The 17,398-nt window shown below is 69.8% G+C and carries 15 protein-coding genes and 1 pseudogene; 12 read left to right on the forward strand and 4 right to left on the reverse strand.

The window, feature by feature from the left end; translation table 11 throughout:
• Positions 1 to 34 precede the first annotated feature (34 nt).
• Both E0497_RS09625 and E0497_RS09630 read right to left on the reverse strand, forming a co-directional pair.
• A complete protein-coding gene (locus E0497_RS09625) occupies positions 35 to 1,156 on the reverse strand; it encodes a lycopene cyclase family protein (protein ID WP_137724592.1) in 1,122 nt (373 codons plus the stop codon).
• Positions 1,153 to 1,923, reverse strand: coding sequence for an SDR family oxidoreductase (locus E0497_RS09630; RefSeq protein WP_137724560.1), 771 nt, complete (start codon positions 1,921 to 1,923; stop codon positions 1,153 to 1,155). The genes E0497_RS09625 and E0497_RS09630 overlap by 4 nt, the downstream gene beginning before the upstream one ends.
• A 120-nt stretch (positions 1,924 to 2,043) precedes the next feature.
• On the opposite strand from E0497_RS09630, the gene E0497_RS09635 reads away from it, so the two are divergent.
• The 3 genes from E0497_RS09635 (at position 2,044) to E0497_RS09645 (ending at position 4,340) form a co-directional block, all read left to right on the forward strand.
• On the forward strand, positions 2,044 to 3,675 hold the full coding sequence (locus tag E0497_RS09635; RefSeq protein ID WP_137724593.1) for an ABC-F family ATP-binding cassette domain-containing protein: 1,632 nt from the start codon (positions 2,044 to 2,046) through the stop codon (positions 3,673 to 3,675).
• 110 nt (positions 3,676 to 3,785) lie between these two features.
• On the forward strand, positions 3,786 to 4,010 hold the full coding sequence (locus tag E0497_RS09640) for a helix-turn-helix domain-containing protein (protein WP_137724561.1): 225 nt from the start codon (positions 3,786 to 3,788) through the stop codon (positions 4,008 to 4,010).
• A gap of 27 nt (positions 4,011 to 4,037) precedes the next feature.
• Positions 4,038 to 4,340 (forward strand): PLDc N-terminal domain-containing protein, encoded by a 303-nt coding sequence (locus tag E0497_RS09645; protein ID WP_137724562.1) that lies wholly within the window; start codon positions 4,038 to 4,040, stop codon positions 4,338 to 4,340.
• 83 nt (positions 4,341 to 4,423) lie between these two features.
• On the opposite strand, the gene E0497_RS09650 is transcribed toward E0497_RS09645, so the two are convergent.
• Both E0497_RS09650 and acnA read right to left on the reverse strand, forming a co-directional pair.
• Positions 4,424 to 4,990, reverse strand: a complete 567-nt coding sequence (locus tag E0497_RS09650; protein WP_137724563.1) for a TetR/AcrR family transcriptional regulator — start codon at positions 4,988 to 4,990, stop codon at positions 4,424 to 4,426.
• A 120-nt stretch (positions 4,991 to 5,110) separates the two neighbouring features.
• Positions 5,111 to 7,912 (reverse strand): aconitate hydratase AcnA, encoded by a 2,802-nt coding sequence (acnA, locus tag E0497_RS09655; RefSeq protein ID WP_137724564.1) that lies wholly within the window; start codon positions 7,910 to 7,912, stop codon positions 5,111 to 5,113.
• A gap of 323 nt (positions 7,913 to 8,235) precedes the next feature.
• Here acnA and E0497_RS09660 point away from each other — a divergent pair, with 323 nt between their 5' ends.
• The 9 genes and pseudogenes from E0497_RS09660 to E0497_RS09700 all read left to right on the forward strand — a co-directional run.
• The gene (locus tag E0497_RS09660; RefSeq protein WP_137724565.1) at positions 8,236 to 8,766 is read left to right on the forward strand and encodes an Rv1476 family membrane protein; all 531 of its coding nucleotides are present in this window, start codon (positions 8,236 to 8,238) and stop codon (positions 8,764 to 8,766) included.
• Positions 8,767 to 8,923: 157 nt separating this feature from the next.
• On the forward strand, positions 8,924 to 10,369 hold the full coding sequence (locus E0497_RS09665) for an NlpC/P60 family protein (RefSeq protein WP_421958327.1): 1,446 nt from the start codon (positions 8,924 to 8,926) through the stop codon (positions 10,367 to 10,369).
• A 55-nt stretch (positions 10,370 to 10,424) separates the two neighbouring features.
• Positions 10,425 to 11,543, forward strand: a complete 1,119-nt coding sequence (locus E0497_RS09670; RefSeq protein ID WP_421958328.1) for an AAA family ATPase — start codon at positions 10,425 to 10,427, stop codon at positions 11,541 to 11,543.
• 59 nt (positions 11,544 to 11,602) lie between these two features.
• A complete protein-coding gene (locus E0497_RS09675; protein ID WP_194150311.1) occupies positions 11,603 to 12,499 on the forward strand; it encodes a DUF58 domain-containing protein in 897 nt (298 codons plus the stop codon).
• Entirely contained in the window at positions 12,496 to 13,476 is a 981-nt protein-coding gene (locus tag E0497_RS09680) for a VWA domain-containing protein (protein WP_137724569.1), read from the forward strand. The genes E0497_RS09675 and E0497_RS09680 overlap by 4 nt, the downstream gene beginning before the upstream one ends.
• A 66-nt stretch (positions 13,477 to 13,542) precedes the next feature.
• Positions 13,543 to 14,265 carry a 3-oxoacyl-ACP reductase FabG1 gene (gene fabG1, locus E0497_RS09685; protein ID WP_137724570.1) on the forward strand — a complete coding sequence of 241 codons (723 nt, stop codon included), beginning with the start codon at positions 13,543 to 13,545 and terminating at the stop codon, positions 14,263 to 14,265.
• Positions 14,266 to 14,322: 57 nt separating this feature from the next.
• Positions 14,323 to 15,156: an NADH-dependent enoyl-ACP reductase InhA gene (inhA, locus tag E0497_RS09690; protein WP_137724571.1), complete on the forward strand. Its 834-nt coding sequence runs from the start codon at positions 14,323 to 14,325 to the stop codon at positions 15,154 to 15,156.
• A gap of 4 nt (positions 15,157 to 15,160) precedes the next feature.
• Positions 15,161 to 16,207, forward strand: a complete 1,047-nt coding sequence (locus E0497_RS09695; RefSeq protein ID WP_137724572.1) for a ferrochelatase — start codon at positions 15,161 to 15,163, stop codon at positions 16,205 to 16,207.
• A 271-nt stretch (positions 16,208 to 16,478) separates the two neighbouring features.
• Positions 16,479 to 17,274 (forward strand): annotated as a pseudogene (locus E0497_RS09700) (IS5 family transposase); the annotation flags it as partial.
• Positions 17,275 to 17,398: the final 124 nt, after the last annotated feature.

Genomic DNA, 17,398 nt, shown 5'->3' on the forward strand with positions numbered 1-17,398 from the left:
ATCCGAGTGGAGATCATGACCGACTCGAGACGGTTCAGCGACCTGTTCGGATGCCGGCCCGTGCCAGTGTCCGACGGGTCGCCGGCGTCGCCGTCCGGAACAGCGTCCACATCGCGGCCACGGTTCCGGTGACGTCGGTGCGCCCGGACAGGTAGGCGCGCTGACGGGTCACTGGCAGCGCGAAGAACGCGTCGAAGAATCCGGCGGTGGCGGACGGGTCGAGGTCGAGCAGCGCCGACAACCCCATCTCCCGCAGACGCCGTACCGTGCGGGCGGGCCACGGCCACAACGACTTCGACGGGTCGTGGCCGCGGCGCAGGGCGGCGACGACGGTGTCGACCGCGGTCAGGGACGCCGCGACGCTGTATCCGGTGCCCGGGTGGACGAGCCCGGCCCGGGCACCGAACACCGGCACCGACGTCGTCTCGCGCGGCGCCTGCACCGGGAACCGGACCCGCTCCACCTCGACGTTCGCCGGGACAGCCACGCCGCGGGCGGCCAGACGGGTGTCGAGGCGTCGCCGCAGTTCGGCTTGCGGCAGGCCGGGACGGCCGACCAGGCAGGTCTCCTCGAGCAGGACGGTGTCGTCGCCGAGCGGTACCGCGTACAGGAACGACGGCGGATCGCCGGGGGCGGCGGCGTTGTCGGGCCGCCAGTCCATGAACCAGGCGTCGGCGCCGCCCAGTGCCGGGGCCGCCACGATCGTCGGGACCACGATCCCGAACGCGGTCTGCTCCGCGAGTGTCGGATCCGGTTGCAGCCCACGGGCGTCGATCACCCGGTGCGCGTCGATGCGGGTACCGTCGCGCAGCAGCACCGACCACGGCGTCAATGCCTCGGAGAATCCGGCGACCACCCGCACCCCGGTGAGGTCGAGACGGCGGTGCAGGGCGGCGTTGTCGAGGACGCCGTATGTGCGGCCCAGGATGCGTTCCCGGGTGCCCCACACGTGCGGGCGGGGGATGCGGGACCGCCAGACGTCGTCACCCACCCAGCCCGGGATCTCGTCCACCCACGCCGCGTACGTCGCCGGCCACGGCCGGTCCGGATAGGGGTCGACCGCGACGACGTCGAGGCCGCGGGACGCCGCACGGTGTGCCAGCGCCCGGCCGGCGGGTCCGAGACCGACGACCGCGAGATCCGGGACGGTGGTCAGAGCGACCCCGTCGCGAGCAGGCCGCCGTCGACGCGGACCGTCTCCCCGGTGATCCAGGCGGCAGCGTCGGAGACGAGGAACCCGACGAGTTGCGCGACGTCCTCGGGGGTGCCGAGCCGCTGCATCGGGTACATGCTCGACACCTGGTCCTCGCCGGCCGCGACGAGCGCGGCCGCGAACTTCGTCTTCACCACGCCGGGGGCGACGGCGTTGACGCGGACGGTCGGGCCGAGCTGCCACGCGAGTTCCTCGGTGAGCCGGATCAGTGCCGCCTTCGACGCCCCGTACGCGGCGATCACCCCCGACGATCGCAGGCCTGCGACGCTCGCGAGGTTGACGATCGCGCCGCCGTGCGTCCCCATCCACGCCCGGTGCGCCTCCTGCACGAAGCCGAGTGCGGCGACGACGTTGACGTCGAAGATCTTGCGCACGGCGTCGAGGTCGGCGTCCAGGAGCGACCCGAACACCGGGTTGATGCCGGTGTTGTTGATCAGGATGTCGAGGGAGCCGAGTTCGGTGACGGCCCGGGTGACGGCGTCGTGGCGGTGCTCGGCGTCCCCGGCGTTCCCGGGCACCGCGAGGACGGTCCCGCCGTGTCCGAGGCCGCGCAGGTCGGCGGCGGCCGCGTCGAGCGGATCGGGTTTACGGGCGGTGACGACGACGTCCGCGCCGCGCGCCAGGAGTTCGGCGGCGATCGCGTGGCCGATGCCGCGGCTCGCGCCGGTGACCAGCGCGGTGCGTCCCTGCAGGTCCTTCTCGCGTGTCATGGTGCGGACGGTAGTGCACGACACAGGGTCGGGGAGTGGCGACAGGCCGGGTTACCGGTAAAATCGGTGGTTCTTGTGCCCGGCGTCGCCGGGACGACCCCCGCTCCCGAGGAGTTCTTCGTGATTACCGCCACCGACCTGGAAGTTCGTGCCGGTGTGCGGACGCTGCTGTCCGCCCCCGGTTCGGCGTTGCGTGTGCAGGCCGGTGACCGGATCGGCCTGGTCGGACGCAACGGTGCCGGCAAGACCACGACGCTGCGGATCCTCGCCGGTGAGGGCGAACCGTACGCGGGTGCGGTGATCCGCTCCGGTGACCTCGGCTACCTGCCGCAGGACCCGAAGGAGGGCGACCTGTCGGTGCTGGCGAAGGACCGGGTGCTCTCCGCGCGCGGCCTCGACGACATCCTCAAGAAGATGGAGAAGCAGCAGGCCATCATGGCCGAGGCGGTCGACGACGCCGCCCGGGACACGGCGGTCCGCAAGTACGGCAACCTCGAGGACCGGTTCTCGGCGCTCGGCGGGTACGTCGCCGAATCCGAGGCCGCCCGCATCTGCCACAGCCTGGGTCTGCCGGACCGGGTGCTGGAGCAGCCGCTGCAGACCCTCTCCGGTGGTCAGCGTCGCCGCGTCGAGTTGGCCCGCATCCTGTTCGCGGCGTCCGACGGGTCCGGTGGCAAATCCAATACGACGCTCCTGCTCGACGAGCCGACGAACCACCTCGACGCCGACTCGATCACGTGGCTGCGTGGTTTCCTGCAGACCCACGACGGCGGCCTCATCGTCATCAGTCACGACGTGGACCTGCTGAACGACGTGGTGAACCGGGTGTGGTTCCTCGACGCGGTCCGCGGCGAGGCCGACATCTACAACATGGGCTGGAAGAAGTACCTCGACGCCCGCGCCACCGACGAGCAGCGTCGTCGCCGCGAGCGGGCGAACGCGGAGAAGAAGGCCGGTGCCCTGCGGGTACAGGCGGCCAAGCTCGGTGCGAAGGCCACCAAGGCGACCGCGGCGCAGAACATGGCCAAGCGGGCCGACAAGATGATGGCCGCGCTCGACGAGGTCCGCGTGAGCGACAAGGTCGCGCACATCCGCTTCCCGGAGCCCGCCGCCTGCGGCAAGACTCCGCTGATGGCGGAGAACCTGACCAAGATGTACGGCTCGCTGGAGATCTTTGCCGGGGTCGACCTGGCCATCGACCGCGGCAGCCGGGTGGTCGTGCTCGGACTCAACGGTGCCGGCAAGACGACGCTGCTCCGCATCCTGGCGGGCACCGAGGTGCCCAACGCGGGCGAGTTGGTCCCCGGCCACGGGCTGAAGATCGGCTACTTCGCGCAGGAACACGACACCCTCGACGACGACGCGAGCGTGTGGGAGAACATCCGGCACGCCGCCCCGGACACGGGGGAGCAGGAGCTGCGGTCCCTGCTCGGCGCCTTCATGTTCACCGGACCGCAGCTCGAGCAGCCCGCCGGCACCCTCTCCGGCGGTGAGAAGACGCGCCTCGCGCTGGCCGGTCTGGTGTCGTCGGCCGCGAACGTGCTGCTCCTCGACGAGCCCACCAACAACCTCGACCCGATCTCCCGCGAACAGGTCCTCGACGCGTTGCGCAGCTACAAGGGTGCCGTCGTCCTCGTCACCCACGATCCGGGTGCCGCCGAAGCCCTGAATCCGGAACGCGTCATCCTGCTGCCGGACGGTCAGGAAGACCACTGGTCCCAGGACTACCTGGATCTCATCACCTTGGCCTGACGGCCCTGTGCGCCTTTTTGGTAGCAGCCACTACCAAAAAGGCGCACAGGCACCGCAGGTGCTCTAGCCTGGGTGGAACGGAGACTCGTTCAGGCGACCGGAGGTCCGTCATGGCGGAGAGCACGGGAATCTCGCGGGGTGCCCGCGTCACCGGGGAATCGCGCGACAGGCTGCGCGACGAACTCAAATCCGAGTACGAGGCAGGCAAAAGCATTCGTAGCCTCGCCGAACAGACGGGCCGCTCCTACGGCTTCGTCCACAACGTCCTCGTCGAGGCCGACGTGACGCTACGCCGGCGTGGCGGACCGAACCGGCGCAAGAAGGTCGACCACTAGCCGAATCCGGCGGCGTACCCTCGGCTCATGCCAGGGGGAGTGCTCGCCGGTGCCGGTCTCAGTGATTGCGTGCAGAGCGGTGCCGACGACTGCCTGCCCGGCTTCGGGACGTTCGTGATCCTGCTCGGCGTCGGTGTGATCGTGGGTATCGCTGTGTTGGCCGCGTGGCTGAGCATGGCAACCGCGGCGAGTATCGACATCGCCCGATCCGGGGATCGGTCACTGCCCGGGAAGGCGCTGTGGACGGTCGCAGTGTGGGTATTGCCGATCGTCGGGGTACTGCTGTGGCGGTGGTGCGACAACCATGCTCACATGGTCGGAATCGACTGAGGCGTATCAATCGTGAAGGTCCACACCGAGATCGGTGAGGAGTTCGCGAACTGCGGCGACATTGCGCTCGACAGCCCACATCTTCACCGCGTCCGCCGCACCGATTCTTCGACGAGATCGAGGACGGCCGCGAGGTTTTCGGTGCCGTGTCCGGAGGCGAGGCGGGCGATGAGTCCGTCGAGGACGAGGTCGAGGTAGTCGGTCAGGACATCGGTGGGTAGGTCGTCGCGGAGGCGTCCGGCCGATTTCTGGGTTTCGAGGCGCAGGGCGGTGGCGGCGGTGAGTTCGGCGCTGCGCTGCATCCAGCCGCGGGCGAATTCGGGATCGGTGCGCAGGCGGCGCGCGATCTCCAATCGTGTTCCGAGCCAGTCGAATTGTTCGGGTGAGGCGAGCATGTCGCGCATCACCTGGACGAGGCCGCCTTCGGCGACGACGTCGGCCATGCGGGTGGCGTCCTCGTGGGCGAGGGCGAGGAACAGCCCGTCCTTGTCCTTGAAGTGGTGGAAGATCGCGCCCCGGGAGAGACCGGTGGTGTCCTCGAGGCGGCGCACGGTGGCGCCGTCGTAGCCGTACTGCGCGAAGCACTGGCGGGCCCCGTCGAGAATCTGGCTCCGCCGCGCCGCGAGATGGTCTTCACTGACCTTCGGCACCGCCGACTTCCTTTCGTCCGATACTGCGAACGGCGGGCCCGAGACTGACGTCCCGAGCCCGCCGTCAACGCGCTGAGTGATCTGCGGGGACCGCGATCACACGATCAGGTGATCAGATGATCAGCCCTGGATCATGTTGCGCAGCACGTACTGCAGGATGCCGCCGTTGCGGTAGTAGTCGGCCTCACCGGGGGTGTCGATGCGGACGTCCGCGTCGAACTCCACCTTGCCGCCGTCGGTCTTGGTGGCGGTGACCTTGACGGTCTTCGGGGTCGAGCCCTCGTTCAGCTTCTCGATGCCCGCGATGTCGAAGGTCTCGGTGCCGTCCAATCCGAGACTGGACGCCGATTCTCCCGCGGGGAACTGCAGCGGGATGACGCCCATGCCGATGAGGTTGGAGCGGTGGATGCGCTCGAACGACTCGGTGATGACGGCCTTGATGCCGAGCAGGTTGGTGCCCTTGGCGGCCCAGTCACGCGACGAACCGGAACCGTACTCCTTGCCGCCGAGGACGACCAGCGGGATGCCGGCGGCCTGGTAGTTGACCGACGCATCGTAGATGAACGACTGCGGGCCACCCTCGAGGGTGAAGTCGCGGGTGTAGCCGCCGGAGACGCCGTCGAGCAGCTGGTTCTGCAGGCGGATGTTCGCGAACGTGCCGCGGACCATCACCTCGTGGTTGCCGCGACGGCTACCGAGCGAGTTGTAGTCCTTGCGCGCGACACCGTTGGCGTCCAGGTACTGGGCGGCCGGGGTGCCGGGCTTGATCGGGCCGGCCGGGCTGATGTGGTCGGTGGTGACCGAGTCGCCGAGCAGGGCCAGGACGCGGGCGCCCGTGATGTCGGTGACGGGCTCCGGGTCGATCGGCATGCCGTCGAAGTACGGGGCCTTGCGGACGTAGGTGGAGTCGTCGCTCCACGCGAACGTGTCACCCTCGGGGGTGGACAGGTTCTTCCAGCGCTCGTCGCCCTCGAAGACCGACGCGTAGGACTTGCGGAACATGTCCTGGCTGATCGCGCCCTTGATGGTGTCGTCGATCTCCTGCGCGGACGGCCAGATGTCCTTCAGGAAGACGTCGTTGCCGTCGGCGTCCTGGCCGAGGGCGTCGGACTCGAAGTCGAAGTCCATGGTGCCGGCGATGGCGTACGCGATGACCAGCGGCGGCGACGCCAGGTAGTTCATCTTCACGTCGGGGGAGATGCGTCCCTCGAAGTTGCGGTTACCGGACAGGACGGCGACACCCGCGAGGTCGTTGTCGTTGACGGCCTGGGAGATCTCCTCCGGCAGCGGGCCCGTGTTGCCGATGCAGGTGGTGCAGCCGAAGCCGCCCAGGTAGAAGCCGAGCTTCTCGAGGTACGGCCACAGGCCGGCCTTCTCGTAGTAGTCGGCGACGACCTGCGAACCGGGCGCCATGTTGGTCTTGACCCACGGCTTGGACGACAGGCCCTTCTCGACCGCATTGCGGGCGAGGAGAGCGGCGCCGATCATGACCGACGGGTTCGAGGTGTTGGTGCAGGACGTGATGCCCGCGACCACGACGGCGCCGTGGTCGAGGACGAAGTCACCGCGCGACTCGGAGCGGACCTGGACCGGGTTCGACACGCGACCGTTGGAGCCGGTGGCGGCCGACGGGACGACGGCGTCGTCGTGCGCGGTCGAGTGCTCGACCGGATCCGATGCGGGGAACGACTCCTCGACGGCCTCGTCGAGCGCCGAGTGCGCGGCAGCGGCACCACCGGTGACGTAGGTGTTGATGTCGCGGCGGAACGCGTCCTTCGACTCCGACAGCAGGATGCGGTCCTGCGGGCGCTTCGGGCCGGCGATCGACGGCACGACGGTGCCCAGATCCAGCTCGAGGTACTCGGAGTAGGCGGGCTCGTGGTCCGGGTTGTGCCACAGGCCCTGCTCCTTGGCGTAGGCCTCGACGAGCGCGAGCTGCTCGTCGTCACGGCCGGTCAGGCGCAGGTAGTTGATGGTCTCGTCGTCGATCGGGAAGATCGCCGCGGTGGAACCGAACTCGGGGCTCATGTTGCCCAGGGTGGCGCGGTTGGCCAGCGGCACCTCGGCGACGCCCTTGCCGTAGAACTCGACGAACTTGCCGACGACGCCGTGCTTGCGCAGCATGTCGGTGACGGTGAGCACGACGTCGGTCGCGGTCACGCCCGGCTTGATCTCACCGGTCAGCTTGAAGCCGACGACACGCGGGATCAGCATGGAGACCGGCTGGCCGAGCATCGCGGCCTCGGCCTCGATGCCGCCGACACCCCAGCCCAGCACGCCGAGGCCGTTGACCATCGTGGTGTGCGAGTCGGTGCCGACGCAGGTGTCGGGGTACGCCTGGCCGTTACGGACCATGACGGTGCGGGCCAGGTACTCGATGTTGACCTGGTGGACGATGCCCATGCCCGGGGGGACGACCTTGAAGTCGTCGAACGCACCCTGGCCCCAGCGCAGGAACTGGTAGCGCTCGCCGTTGCGCTGGTACTCGAGGTCGACGTTGCGCTCGAGGGCGTCGGCCTGGCCGAAGACGTCGAGGATGACCGAGTGGTCGATGACCATTTCGGCCGGCGACAGCGGGTTGACCTTGTTGGCGTCGCCGCCCAGGGTGGCGACGGCCTCACGCATGGTGGCGAGGTCGACGACGCAGGGGACGCCGGTGAAGTCCTGCATGATCACGCGGGCCGGCGTGAACTGGATCTCGACGCTCGGCTCGGCGGAGGGCTCCCAGCCGGCGATGGCGCGGATGTGGTCGGCGGTGATGTTGGCGCCGTCTTCGGTGCGCAGCAGGTTCTCGGCGAGAACCTTGAGCGCGTAGGGCAGCTTCTCGGTGCCGGGAACGGCGTTCAGGCGGAAGATCTCGTACGAGTTGTCTCCGACTGCGAGGGTTCCCTTTGCGCCGAACGTATCGATACTGGTGGTCACGTCAGCTCCACTCGTCATTGAGGTTCGCCGTCGACGGGGCTGTGACGACGGCTGAATCGAGGCACGGCAGCGGTGTTCGGTCCGATCGACGGACCGGACCGGGGCTGCTGCGGGCTTCTCGGCATCGACTCTAACAGTACGCTTGTCCTGTGAGACCGTCGGGTCCGACGGCCGGGTTCGGCGTGTCGGATCGGCGCGCGTGATCCCATCCTCACGCAGGTGCGACGCCGGTGCAACGGAATGCGCCGGTCCGTCACGTACTGTGCATTCAGGCGTCACGCCTGTCCTGCTTGTCCTGTCCACCCACCGAATCCGGATGAGAAATGCCTGCCCACATCGCGCCCGCCCGCCTGCCGTTCGCCGCCACGATCCCCGACGGGGTGTCCGTGGACGCCGTGCTCGCCGACCTCGCCGACGACGGGGTGTCCGCACCCGCGGCCGACGTCGACGCACTGCGGGACGTTGTCGTGCGCGCCCAGAACGAGGGCATCGACCTGCGGATCGTCGTGCTCGAGGCGGATCCGCCGCGGGCCGAGCAGTTGCGGGACCTGGCCACCGAGATCGGCGCCGTCGACGGCGGCACCGTCCTCGTGCTGAGTCCGTCGGTGCCCGGCACCTACAGTGACACCCTCAGCCGGGTCGTGCTCGAGGGCGCGCAGGACCACACCTACACCGGCAACGCGGTGCAGTCCGCGAACAACTTCGTCGACGAGGTCACCGCCCCGCATCTGCCGTGGGGTGCGATCACCGCCGTGCTGGTGCTGCTCGTCGCCCTCGTCGGCGGCGTGTCCTACCGGGCCAAGGTTCGACGCGGTCCGGCCGCCGCCGGTCCCGACACCGACGCCCGGGCCTGATCTCCGCCGACACACCCACGGCCGCTTTTGTGACAAGAGAGCACCGGAGCGCGTCATGTGTCGTACGGTGCCTGTGGTGTTTCCGGGAGGGAAGTGCCGTGACGCTGACGTGCCCGGCCGGGAGAGTGATGTGAGACGACGGAGTTCACGCGCAGGCGTGCGGAATCCGGGTCTTGCACAGGTGCGTTTCCGACTGGGGCGTGCCGTGGTCGTCGGCGGTGTCGTCGGGGCCCTCGTCCTCGGCCTGCCCGGTGCCGCGCTCGCGGTGCCCCCACCACCGCCCAACCCGTCGGATGCGCAGATCGAGAGCGGTAACGCGCAGGTCGGCGAGGGGGTGGCGCAGGTCGGTGACCTCATCAACCAGGTGGCGTCCGCGAACCAGCAGCTCGCCCGACTCGACGACGAGGTCGCGATCAGACGCGAGGGCGTCAACCGGGCCCTCGTGGACCTGCAGACCGCCCGCGACGAGGCGGACGCCGCCGGGGCGCTCGTCGACCGCAGCCGGCAGGCACTCGACGACGCGAACACCCGGATCGATCAGGCGCAGCAGCGGTTCACCGACTACGCGGTCGAGAGCTACACCAAGGGCCGCAACGTGGCATCGCTGTCGTCGTTCTTCGGTGCGTCCGGCCCCGACGACATCCTCGACCGCGCCCAGGTCATGCGCCGGCTGTCCTCGAGTCAGAAGGCGATCCTCGACAATCTGCAGCGGGCCCGCACCGAGCAGGCGAACCGGGACTCGGCGGCGCGGGAGGCCAAGCAGCGGGCGGACGCCGCGGCGAGCGCGGCGGAGGCGAAGAAGGCCGAAGCGGAGCAGGCGATCGCGAGTGCCCGCGCCGCATTGGAGGAGCAGGCCGCCCGCAAGACCGAGATCGAGGCGAACCGCAACGCCGCACAGGCGCAACTGGACGCGGCCCGCGACAATGTCGCCGGCCTGCAGGGGCAGCGCGACGCCTACCTGGCGTGGGACGAGCAGCGTCGCGCCGAAGAGGCTGCGGCAGCGGCGGCCGCCGCGGCCGCCGCCGAGGCCGCCCGCCGGGCCGCGGAGGACCGGGCCGCGAACGAGCGTGCCGCGCAGCTCGCGGGCGGGCAGCGGTCCCACACTCAGCTCGACGACGGCGGCCCCGCGACACCGTCGGTGCCGACGTCGCCGCCGCCCATGGCTCCGTCCGTCACCGGTGCCGCCGCGATCGAGTCCGCGATCGACCGGGGCATGTCGCAACTCGGGGTGCCGTACGCGTGGGGCGGCGGCAACGCCACCGGCCCCACCCTCGGCATCCGCGACGGCGGTGTCGCCGACAGCTACGGCGACTTCGCGAAGGTCGGCTACGACTGCTCCGGGCTGATGATCTACGCGTTCGCCGGTGCCGGGATCTCGCTGCCGCACTACACCGGCTACCAGTACACGGCCGGTACCCAGGTGCCGTCGTCGCAGATGCGCCGCGGCGACATGCTGTTCTGGGGTCCGTCCGCGAGCCAGCACGTCGCGCTGTACCTGGGGGACGGGCAGATGCTCGAGGCCCCGCAGTCCGGGTCGGTCGTGAAGGTCTCGCCGGTGCGCTGGGACGGGATGACGCCCTACGCTGTCCGTATGGTGGCGTGAGAACGAAGTAGGACACGATGTTTCGGCTGGACTCGGTGGGAAGCGAGGGTTCTTGGTGACCTCACATGACGGTGCTGTTGCGGGGTCCGGTGCGGCGGGAGCCGTGCAGGGTACGGGCGGACCGGTGTCCGATCTCGCCCGCGACGTGCACCTGCTCGAGCGGGCGATCTACGAGGTCAAGCGGGTCATCGTCGGGCAGGACCGGCTCGTCGAACGGATGCTCGTCGGCGTCCTCGCCAAGGGGCACGTGCTGCTCGAGGGGGTGCCCGGTGTCGCCAAGACCCTCGCGGTGGAGACGTTCGCGAAGGTCGTCGGCGGTAGTTTCTCCCGCGTCCAGTTCACCCCCGACCTGGTGCCGACGGACCTGATCGGTACCCGCATCTACCGGCAGGGCCGCGAGGCGTTCGACACCGAACTCGGCCCTGTCGTCGCGAACTTCCTGCTCGCCGACGAGATCAACCGCGCCCCCGCGAAGGTGCAGTCGGCGCTGCTCGAGGTGATGGCCGAACGGCACGTGTCGATCGGCGGCACCACCTACCCGATGCCGGATCCGTTCCTGGTGATGGCCACCCAGAACCCCATCGAGAACGAGGGCGTCTACCCGTTGCCGGAAGCCCAGCGCGACCGGTTCCTGTTCAAGGTCCTCGTCGACTACCCGTCGATCGAGGAGGAACGCGAGATCGTCTACCGGATGGGTGTGGCACCGCCGCAGCCGCAGCAGATCCTCGACGCGCAGGAGATGGTGCGGCTGCAGCAGGTGGCGAGCACCGTGTTCGTGCACCACGCGCTCGTCGACTACGTGGTCCGGGTCATCGCCGCGACCCGCACCCCCCGGCAGTACGGGCTCGACGACGTCGCCGGCTGGATCGCGTACGGCGCGTCACCGCGCGCCACCCTCGGCATCATCTCGGCGTCCCGTGCGCTCGCCCTGCTGCGCGGCCGCGACTACGTCGTCCCGCAGGACGTCCTCGAGATCGTCCCGGACGTGCTGCGGCACCGGCTCGTGCTGTCGTACGACGCGCTCGCCGACGAGGTGTCACCCGACGACGTCATCACCCGCGTGCTGCAGACCGTCGGCCTGCCGCAGGTGGGGGCCCAGCCGGTGCCGCGACCCGCTGATGCCGGCGAACCCGGCCCGGTTCCCGCGACGGCGCCCGGACCCGCACCGCAGTGACGTCGAGCCCAGGGCCGGGGGTGCCGTCGTTCCGGGCCGGGTCGTTGCGCGACCCGGAGATGACGGCGGCACTGCGCACCCTCGAACTGACCGTGCGGCGTCGGCTCGACGGCGTCCTGCACGGCGACCACCTCGGACTCATCCCCGGACCCGGCTCCGAACCCGGTGACGCCCGCGAATACCAGCCCGGCGACGACGTCCGGCAGATGGACTGGTCGGTCACCGCCCGCACCACCCACCCGCACGTGCGGCAGACCGTCGCCGACCGGGAACTCGAGACGTGGCTGGTGCTGGATCTGTCGTCGAGCCTGGACTTCGGCACCACCGGCTGCGAGAAACGGGATCTGGCGGTCGCCGCGGCGTCCGCGGTCACCTACCTGGCAGGGGGCAGCGGCAACCGGATCGGCGCGATCGTCGCGACCGGCGAACGGCTGCACCGCATTCCGGCCCGTGGTGGACGCGTCCACGCGCAGGCGATGCTGCGGCGCATCGCGTCCACCCCGCACGCCCCGGACGGGGTCCGCGGTGACCTGCGCGGCGCCCTCGAATCGCTGCGCCGCCCGCAACGCCGCCGCGGACTCGCCGTCGTCGTCAGCGACTTCCTCGGCCCCATCGACTGGGAGCATTCGCTGCGCGCCCTGTCCGGGCGGCACGACCTGCTGGCCGTCGAGGTCCTCGACCCGCGTGACCTCGAGCTGCCCGACGCCGGGGACGTGGTCCTGTACGACCCGGAGTCCGGTCGCACCCGCGAGTTCTCGACCACCCCGACGCTGCGCGCCGACTTCGCGCGCGCCGCGGCCGCGCACCGCGCCGACGTCGAGGCGACGCTGCGCCGGTGCGGGGCCCCGCGGCTGAGCCTGCGCACCGACCGGGACTGGATCGCCGACGTGGTCCGGTTCGTCTCCGCCCGCCGGCACACGTTCGGGGCGCCGACGCATCGGGTGGCCCGCGGATGAGCCTGTCGCAGTTCGCGTCCCCGTGGTGGCTGCTGTTCCTGGCCGTCGTCGCCGCGCTCGGCGGCGGGTACGCGATGATCCAGCGGCGCCGGCAGAAGCACGTGCTGCGGTTCGCGAACATGGAACTGCTCGAGAAGGTGGCGCCGAACCGGCCCAACCTCACCCGGCACGTGCCGACGGCGCTGGTCCTCACCGGCCTGCTGCTGCTGACCGTCGCACTGGCCGGGCCCACCTCCGACCAGCGGGTGCCGCGCAACCGGGCGACCGTCGTCCTGGTGATCGACGTGTCGCTGTCGATGAAGGCCACCGATGTCGAGCCGAGCCGGCTCGAGGCCGCACAGGAGGCGGCGAAGGCGTTCGCGGACGGCCTGACCCCCGGCATCAACCTCGGCCTGGTCGCGTTCGCGGGCACCGCGTCGGTGCTGGTGTCGCCCACCCCCAACCGGGACGAGACGAAGGCCGCGATCGACAACCTGAAACTGAGCGAGCGGACCGCGACCGGGGAGGCGATCTTCACGTCGCTGCAGTCGATCGACACGCTCGCCGCCGTCCTCGGCGGCAGCGAGCAGGCGCCGCCCGCCCGGATCGTGCTGCTGTCCGACGGCAAGCAGACGGTGCCGGAGAGCCCCGACGATCCGCGCGGCGGATTCACCGCGGCCCGCAAGGCGAAGGAGAAGGGGGTGCCGATCTCGACGATCTCGTTCGGCACCGGTTACGGCACCGTCCAGATCGAGGGCGACCGGATCCCGGTCCCCGTCGACGACCCGTCGCTACGGGAGATCGCGAACCTGTCCGGCGGCAGCTTCTTCACCGCGTCCAGCCTCGAGGAACTGCGCCGGGTGTACGACACCCTCGAGGAGCAGATCGGATTCGAGAACACCCGCGGCGACGCCAGCCGGCCGTGGCTGATACTCGGGGTCCTGTGCACCGCAGCGGGTCTCGGCGCCGCGCTGGTGCTGCGGCAACGTCTGCCGTGACGTCGGCGGCACCGATTTCGTCCAGCCGCGCCCGGAACCGGCCGCCCAGCAGATAGGTTGATCCGCATGTCGAATACTTCCGTCCCGTCCCGTTCCGTGCTCGTCACCGGAGGCAACCGCGGCATCGGCCTGGCGGTCGCGCAGCGGCTGGCCGCCGACGGCCACAAGGTCGCCGTCACCCACCGGGGTTCCGGGGTGCCCGACGGGCTGTTCGGGGTGAAGTGCGATGTCACCGACTCCGAGTCGATCGATCGGGCGTTCGCGGAGGTCGAGGAGCATCAGGGTCCGGTGGAGGTGCTGGTCGCGAACGCCGGCATCACCGACGACACCCTGCTCATGCGGATGGACGAGGACCAGTTCACCAAGGTGATCGACGCCAACCTCACGGGCGCGTTCCGCTGCGCCAAGCGCGCCAACCGGGCGATGCTCCGCGCCCGCTGGGGCCGCATGATCTTCCTCGGCTCGGTGGTCGGCATGGCCGGTCAGGCCGGGCAGATCAACTATGCGGCGTCCAAGGCAGGTGTCGTGGGCATGGCCCGCTCCCTGACCCGTGAGCTGGGGTCGCGCTCGATCACTGCGAACGTCGTCGCCCCCGGTTTCATCGAGACCGACATGACCGCCGAACTGTCCGACGACCTGCGGGACACCGCGAAGAAGTTCATTCCGCTGCAGCGCCTCGGTAAGCCCGAGGACGTCGCCGCCGTGGTCAGTTTCCTCGCGTCCGACGACTCCGCGTACGTGTCCGGCGCCGTCATCCCCGTCGACGGCGGTATGGGCATGGGGCACTAGAACCGTCCGGTTCGCTACGCACACCCCGACTTTCATCACACAGGAGGACCACCACCCATGGGCGGACTGCTCGAGGGCAAGACCATTCTCGTCACCGGCATCATCACCGACGCGTCGATCGCGTTCCACACCGCGAAGGTGGCGCAGGAGCAGGGCGCGACGGTGATCATCACCGGTATCCCCGAGCGGCTGCGGTTGATCGACCGGATCGCCAAGCGGTTGCCGCAGGAGGTGCCGCCGGCCATCGCGCTGGACGTCACCGACGAGGAGTGCCTGGGCGTGCTCGCCGACCGGGTCCGCGAACTGGCGCCGCAGGGACTCGACGGTGTCGTCCACTCGATCGCGTTCGCACCCAAGACGCTGATGGGGCCCGACGCCGTGCCGTTCCTCGACGGTCCCGGCCCCGACGTCTCCAAGGCGTTCGAGATCTCCGCGTGGAGCTACGCGTCCCTCGCCCGCGCCGTGCTGCCCGTCATGAACGAGCGCGGGTCGATCGTCGGCATGGACTTCGATCCGCGCACCGCGATGCCGGACTACAACTGGATGGGCGTCGCCAAGGCGGCCCTCGAGTCGGTGAACCGGTACGTGGCCCGGGAAGTGGGCTACGCCAAGAAGATTCGCTCCAACCTGGTGGCAGCGGGTCCGATCAAGACTCTCGCGGCCAAGGCGATCTCGGGGACGGCCACCGACGACGCCAAGAAGCTGACCATGCTCAACGAGTACTGGGACGGCGCGTCGCCCATCGGCTGGAACGTCGACGACCCGACCGTCGTGGGCACGAGCGTGTGTGCGGTGCTGTCGGACTTCCTGCCCGCCACCACCGGGTCGATCATCTACGTCGACGGTGGGGCCAGCCACAACACGTGGTTCCCCGAGAACTTCATGGGCTGACACCGTGTACGACGCGCTGCTGCTGCTGTCCTTCGGTGGACCCGAGAAACCCGACGACGTCCGACCGTTCCTCGGGAACGTCACCCGCGGCCGCGGGGTGCCCCCGGAACGCCTCGACGAGGTGGTGGAGCACTACCTGCACTTCGGGGGAGTGTCGCCGATCAACGCCCTCAACCGCGACATCATCACGCGGGTGGAGGACGAGCTGCGCGGCGCCGGACTCGAGCTGCCGGTGTACTTCGGGAACCGCAACTGGCATCCGATGGCCGAGGACACGGTCGCCCGGATGCGCGACGACGGCGTCCGCAACGCGCTGGTGTTCCCGACGTCGGCGTGGGGCGGCTACTCGGGGTGCCGGCAGTACCACGAGGACATCGCGGCGGCGCGGGCCGCGGTCGGCGACGACGCCCCGGCGCTCACGAAACTGCGCCAGTACTACGACCATCCGCTGCTGATCGGCTCGTTCGCCGACGCGATCCGCGCGGCCCGCGAGCAGTTGCCGGCCGATGTGCGCGACAGGGCGCGACTGGTGTTCACGGCGCATTCGGTGCCGCTGTCCGCGGATGCGGCGGCCGGTCCGGCGAGTGCGGGCGGGCACCTGTACAGCCGGCAGGTCGCCGAGGCGGCCCGTCTGGCGGCCACCGCGGCCGGCGTCGACGACTTCGACGTGGTGTGGCAGTCCCGGTCCGGGCCGCCGCAGGTGCCGTGGCTCGAACCGGACATCTGCGCGCACCTGGATCGGGTGGCGGCCGACGGGGTGCCCGCGGTGATCGTCTGCCCCGTCGGATTCGTCTCCGACCATCTCGAGGTGGTGTGGGACCTCGACACCGAGGCCCGCGACAAGGCCGCCGACCTCGGCATCGGATTCGTGCGCGCCGGAACGCCGGGCACCGATCCGCGCTTCGCGCGCATGGTCCGCGAACTCGTCACCGAACGAACCGCCGGGACACCGGCGGAGCGGCTCGGAACAGAACCGCTCCTGGGGGCCACGAGCAACGGCGCGGTGTGCGCCGTGGACTGCTGCGTGCCGGTGCGGCGGCCGAGGGTGTGAACTCCGTGGCAACCGGATCCGTGGAATACGCTGCCACTACGTGCACGACCCGAGCCGTGAAGTGGAGTCGGAGCCTGACACAGCCTCGAAGGCTCTGAAAGGAGACCTCATTCCACCACCGTCAACCATCACCTACTGAGGTTTTGTCACCAGGGGCGTGTTGACGACGGTCGCGTCGAGTCGAGGACCACGGGCTGAGGCAGGGACGTGGGGTCCCGCCTGGTAGAGAGTGGTTTCGACCAAGAAACCATTCCCGAAAACAGGACCTCACGTGATCTCCTATCGTGCCACGCTCGACGTGCCCGAGCACACCCTGACCGTTGTTTGCCGTCTCCTGGCCGCGCACCGCAAACAAGTCGATAGTCGGCCGTGGCAGCGGGCCGAGACCGTCCGCACCCAGGCGATACGGGTGTTGCGGTGGTTCCGCGACGACACCGATGTCGCCGCCCTGGCCCGGGATGCCCGCATCTCGTAGGCCACCGGCTACCGCTACTTGAACGAGGCAATCGACGTACTCGCCGCCCAGGCTCCTGACCTGCACGATGTCCTCGAACGTGGGATCGCGTCCGGAGGGGAGTACGTGTGTCTCGACGGCACCCTGATCACCTCGACCCGCTGCCGGGAACCCTCCGAGACCGGCCACGACCTCTGGTACTCGGGCAAACATCACCGGCATGGCGAGAACATTCCGGCCTCACCGATCTGAGCGGCCACCCGATCTGGGTGTCCGACACCTCACCGGGCTCGGTCCACGACATCCCGCCGCCCGGCAGGCCGGTGTCCTCGGCGCCCTCTACACCGCGGCCGCCGGCGGGATGCCGACCCTGGCGGACAAGGGCTACACCGGTGCCGGGATCGGCGTCCACACCCCGACGAAAGGCCACGATCTCGATGCCGGTACCCGCTGCCGCAACACGGTCCTGTCCGCGATGCGGGCACCGGCGGAACGCGTGAACGCCCTGCTGAAAACCCGGTGGAAGGCTCTGCAACGAATCAGCCTGTGTCCGTGGAGGATCGGCGCGATCACCGCGGCTGCTCTCGTGCTTCTTTATCTACAGGCCCCGGCCTCAGGGCTCCGGAATAGTCCCATTTCCTCAGGTCAGAACCAGTGCAGCAGCGTGATCCGGATGCCTGGCATGGTGGCGTAACCCTTCGGCGATGTTGGTCCAGCCGGCGAGGCGGAGGAGGCCG

The organism is Prescottella subtropica (assembly GCF_005434945.1).
GTDB classification, from domain to species: domain Bacteria; phylum Actinomycetota; class Actinomycetes; order Mycobacteriales; family Mycobacteriaceae; genus Prescottella; species Prescottella subtropica.

Coding starts and splice junctions, on each gene's coding strand:
- E0497_RS09660 (WP_137724565.1), top strand. CDS start 8,236: ATGCCTGCCCACATCGCGCCCGCCCGCCTGCCGTTCGCCGCCACGATC.
- E0497_RS09630 (WP_137724560.1), bottom strand. CDS start 1,923: ATGACACGCGAGAAGGACCTGCAGGGACGCACCGCGCTGGTCACCGGC.
- E0497_RS09645 (WP_137724562.1), top strand. CDS start 4,038: ATGCCAGGGGGAGTGCTCGCCGGTGCCGGTCTCAGTGATTGCGTGCAG.
- inhA (WP_137724571.1), top strand. CDS start 14,323: ATGGGCGGACTGCTCGAGGGCAAGACCATTCTCGTCACCGGCATCATC.
- E0497_RS09680 (WP_137724569.1), top strand. CDS start 12,496: ATGAGCCTGTCGCAGTTCGCGTCCCCGTGGTGGCTGCTGTTCCTGGCC.
- E0497_RS09640 (WP_137724561.1), top strand. CDS start 3,786: ATGGCGGAGAGCACGGGAATCTCGCGGGGTGCCCGCGTCACCGGGGAA.
- E0497_RS09675 (WP_194150311.1), top strand. CDS start 11,603: ATGACGGCGGCACTGCGCACCCTCGAACTGACCGTGCGGCGTCGGCTC.
- fabG1 (WP_137724570.1), top strand. CDS start 13,543: ATGTCGAATACTTCCGTCCCGTCCCGTTCCGTGCTCGTCACCGGAGGC.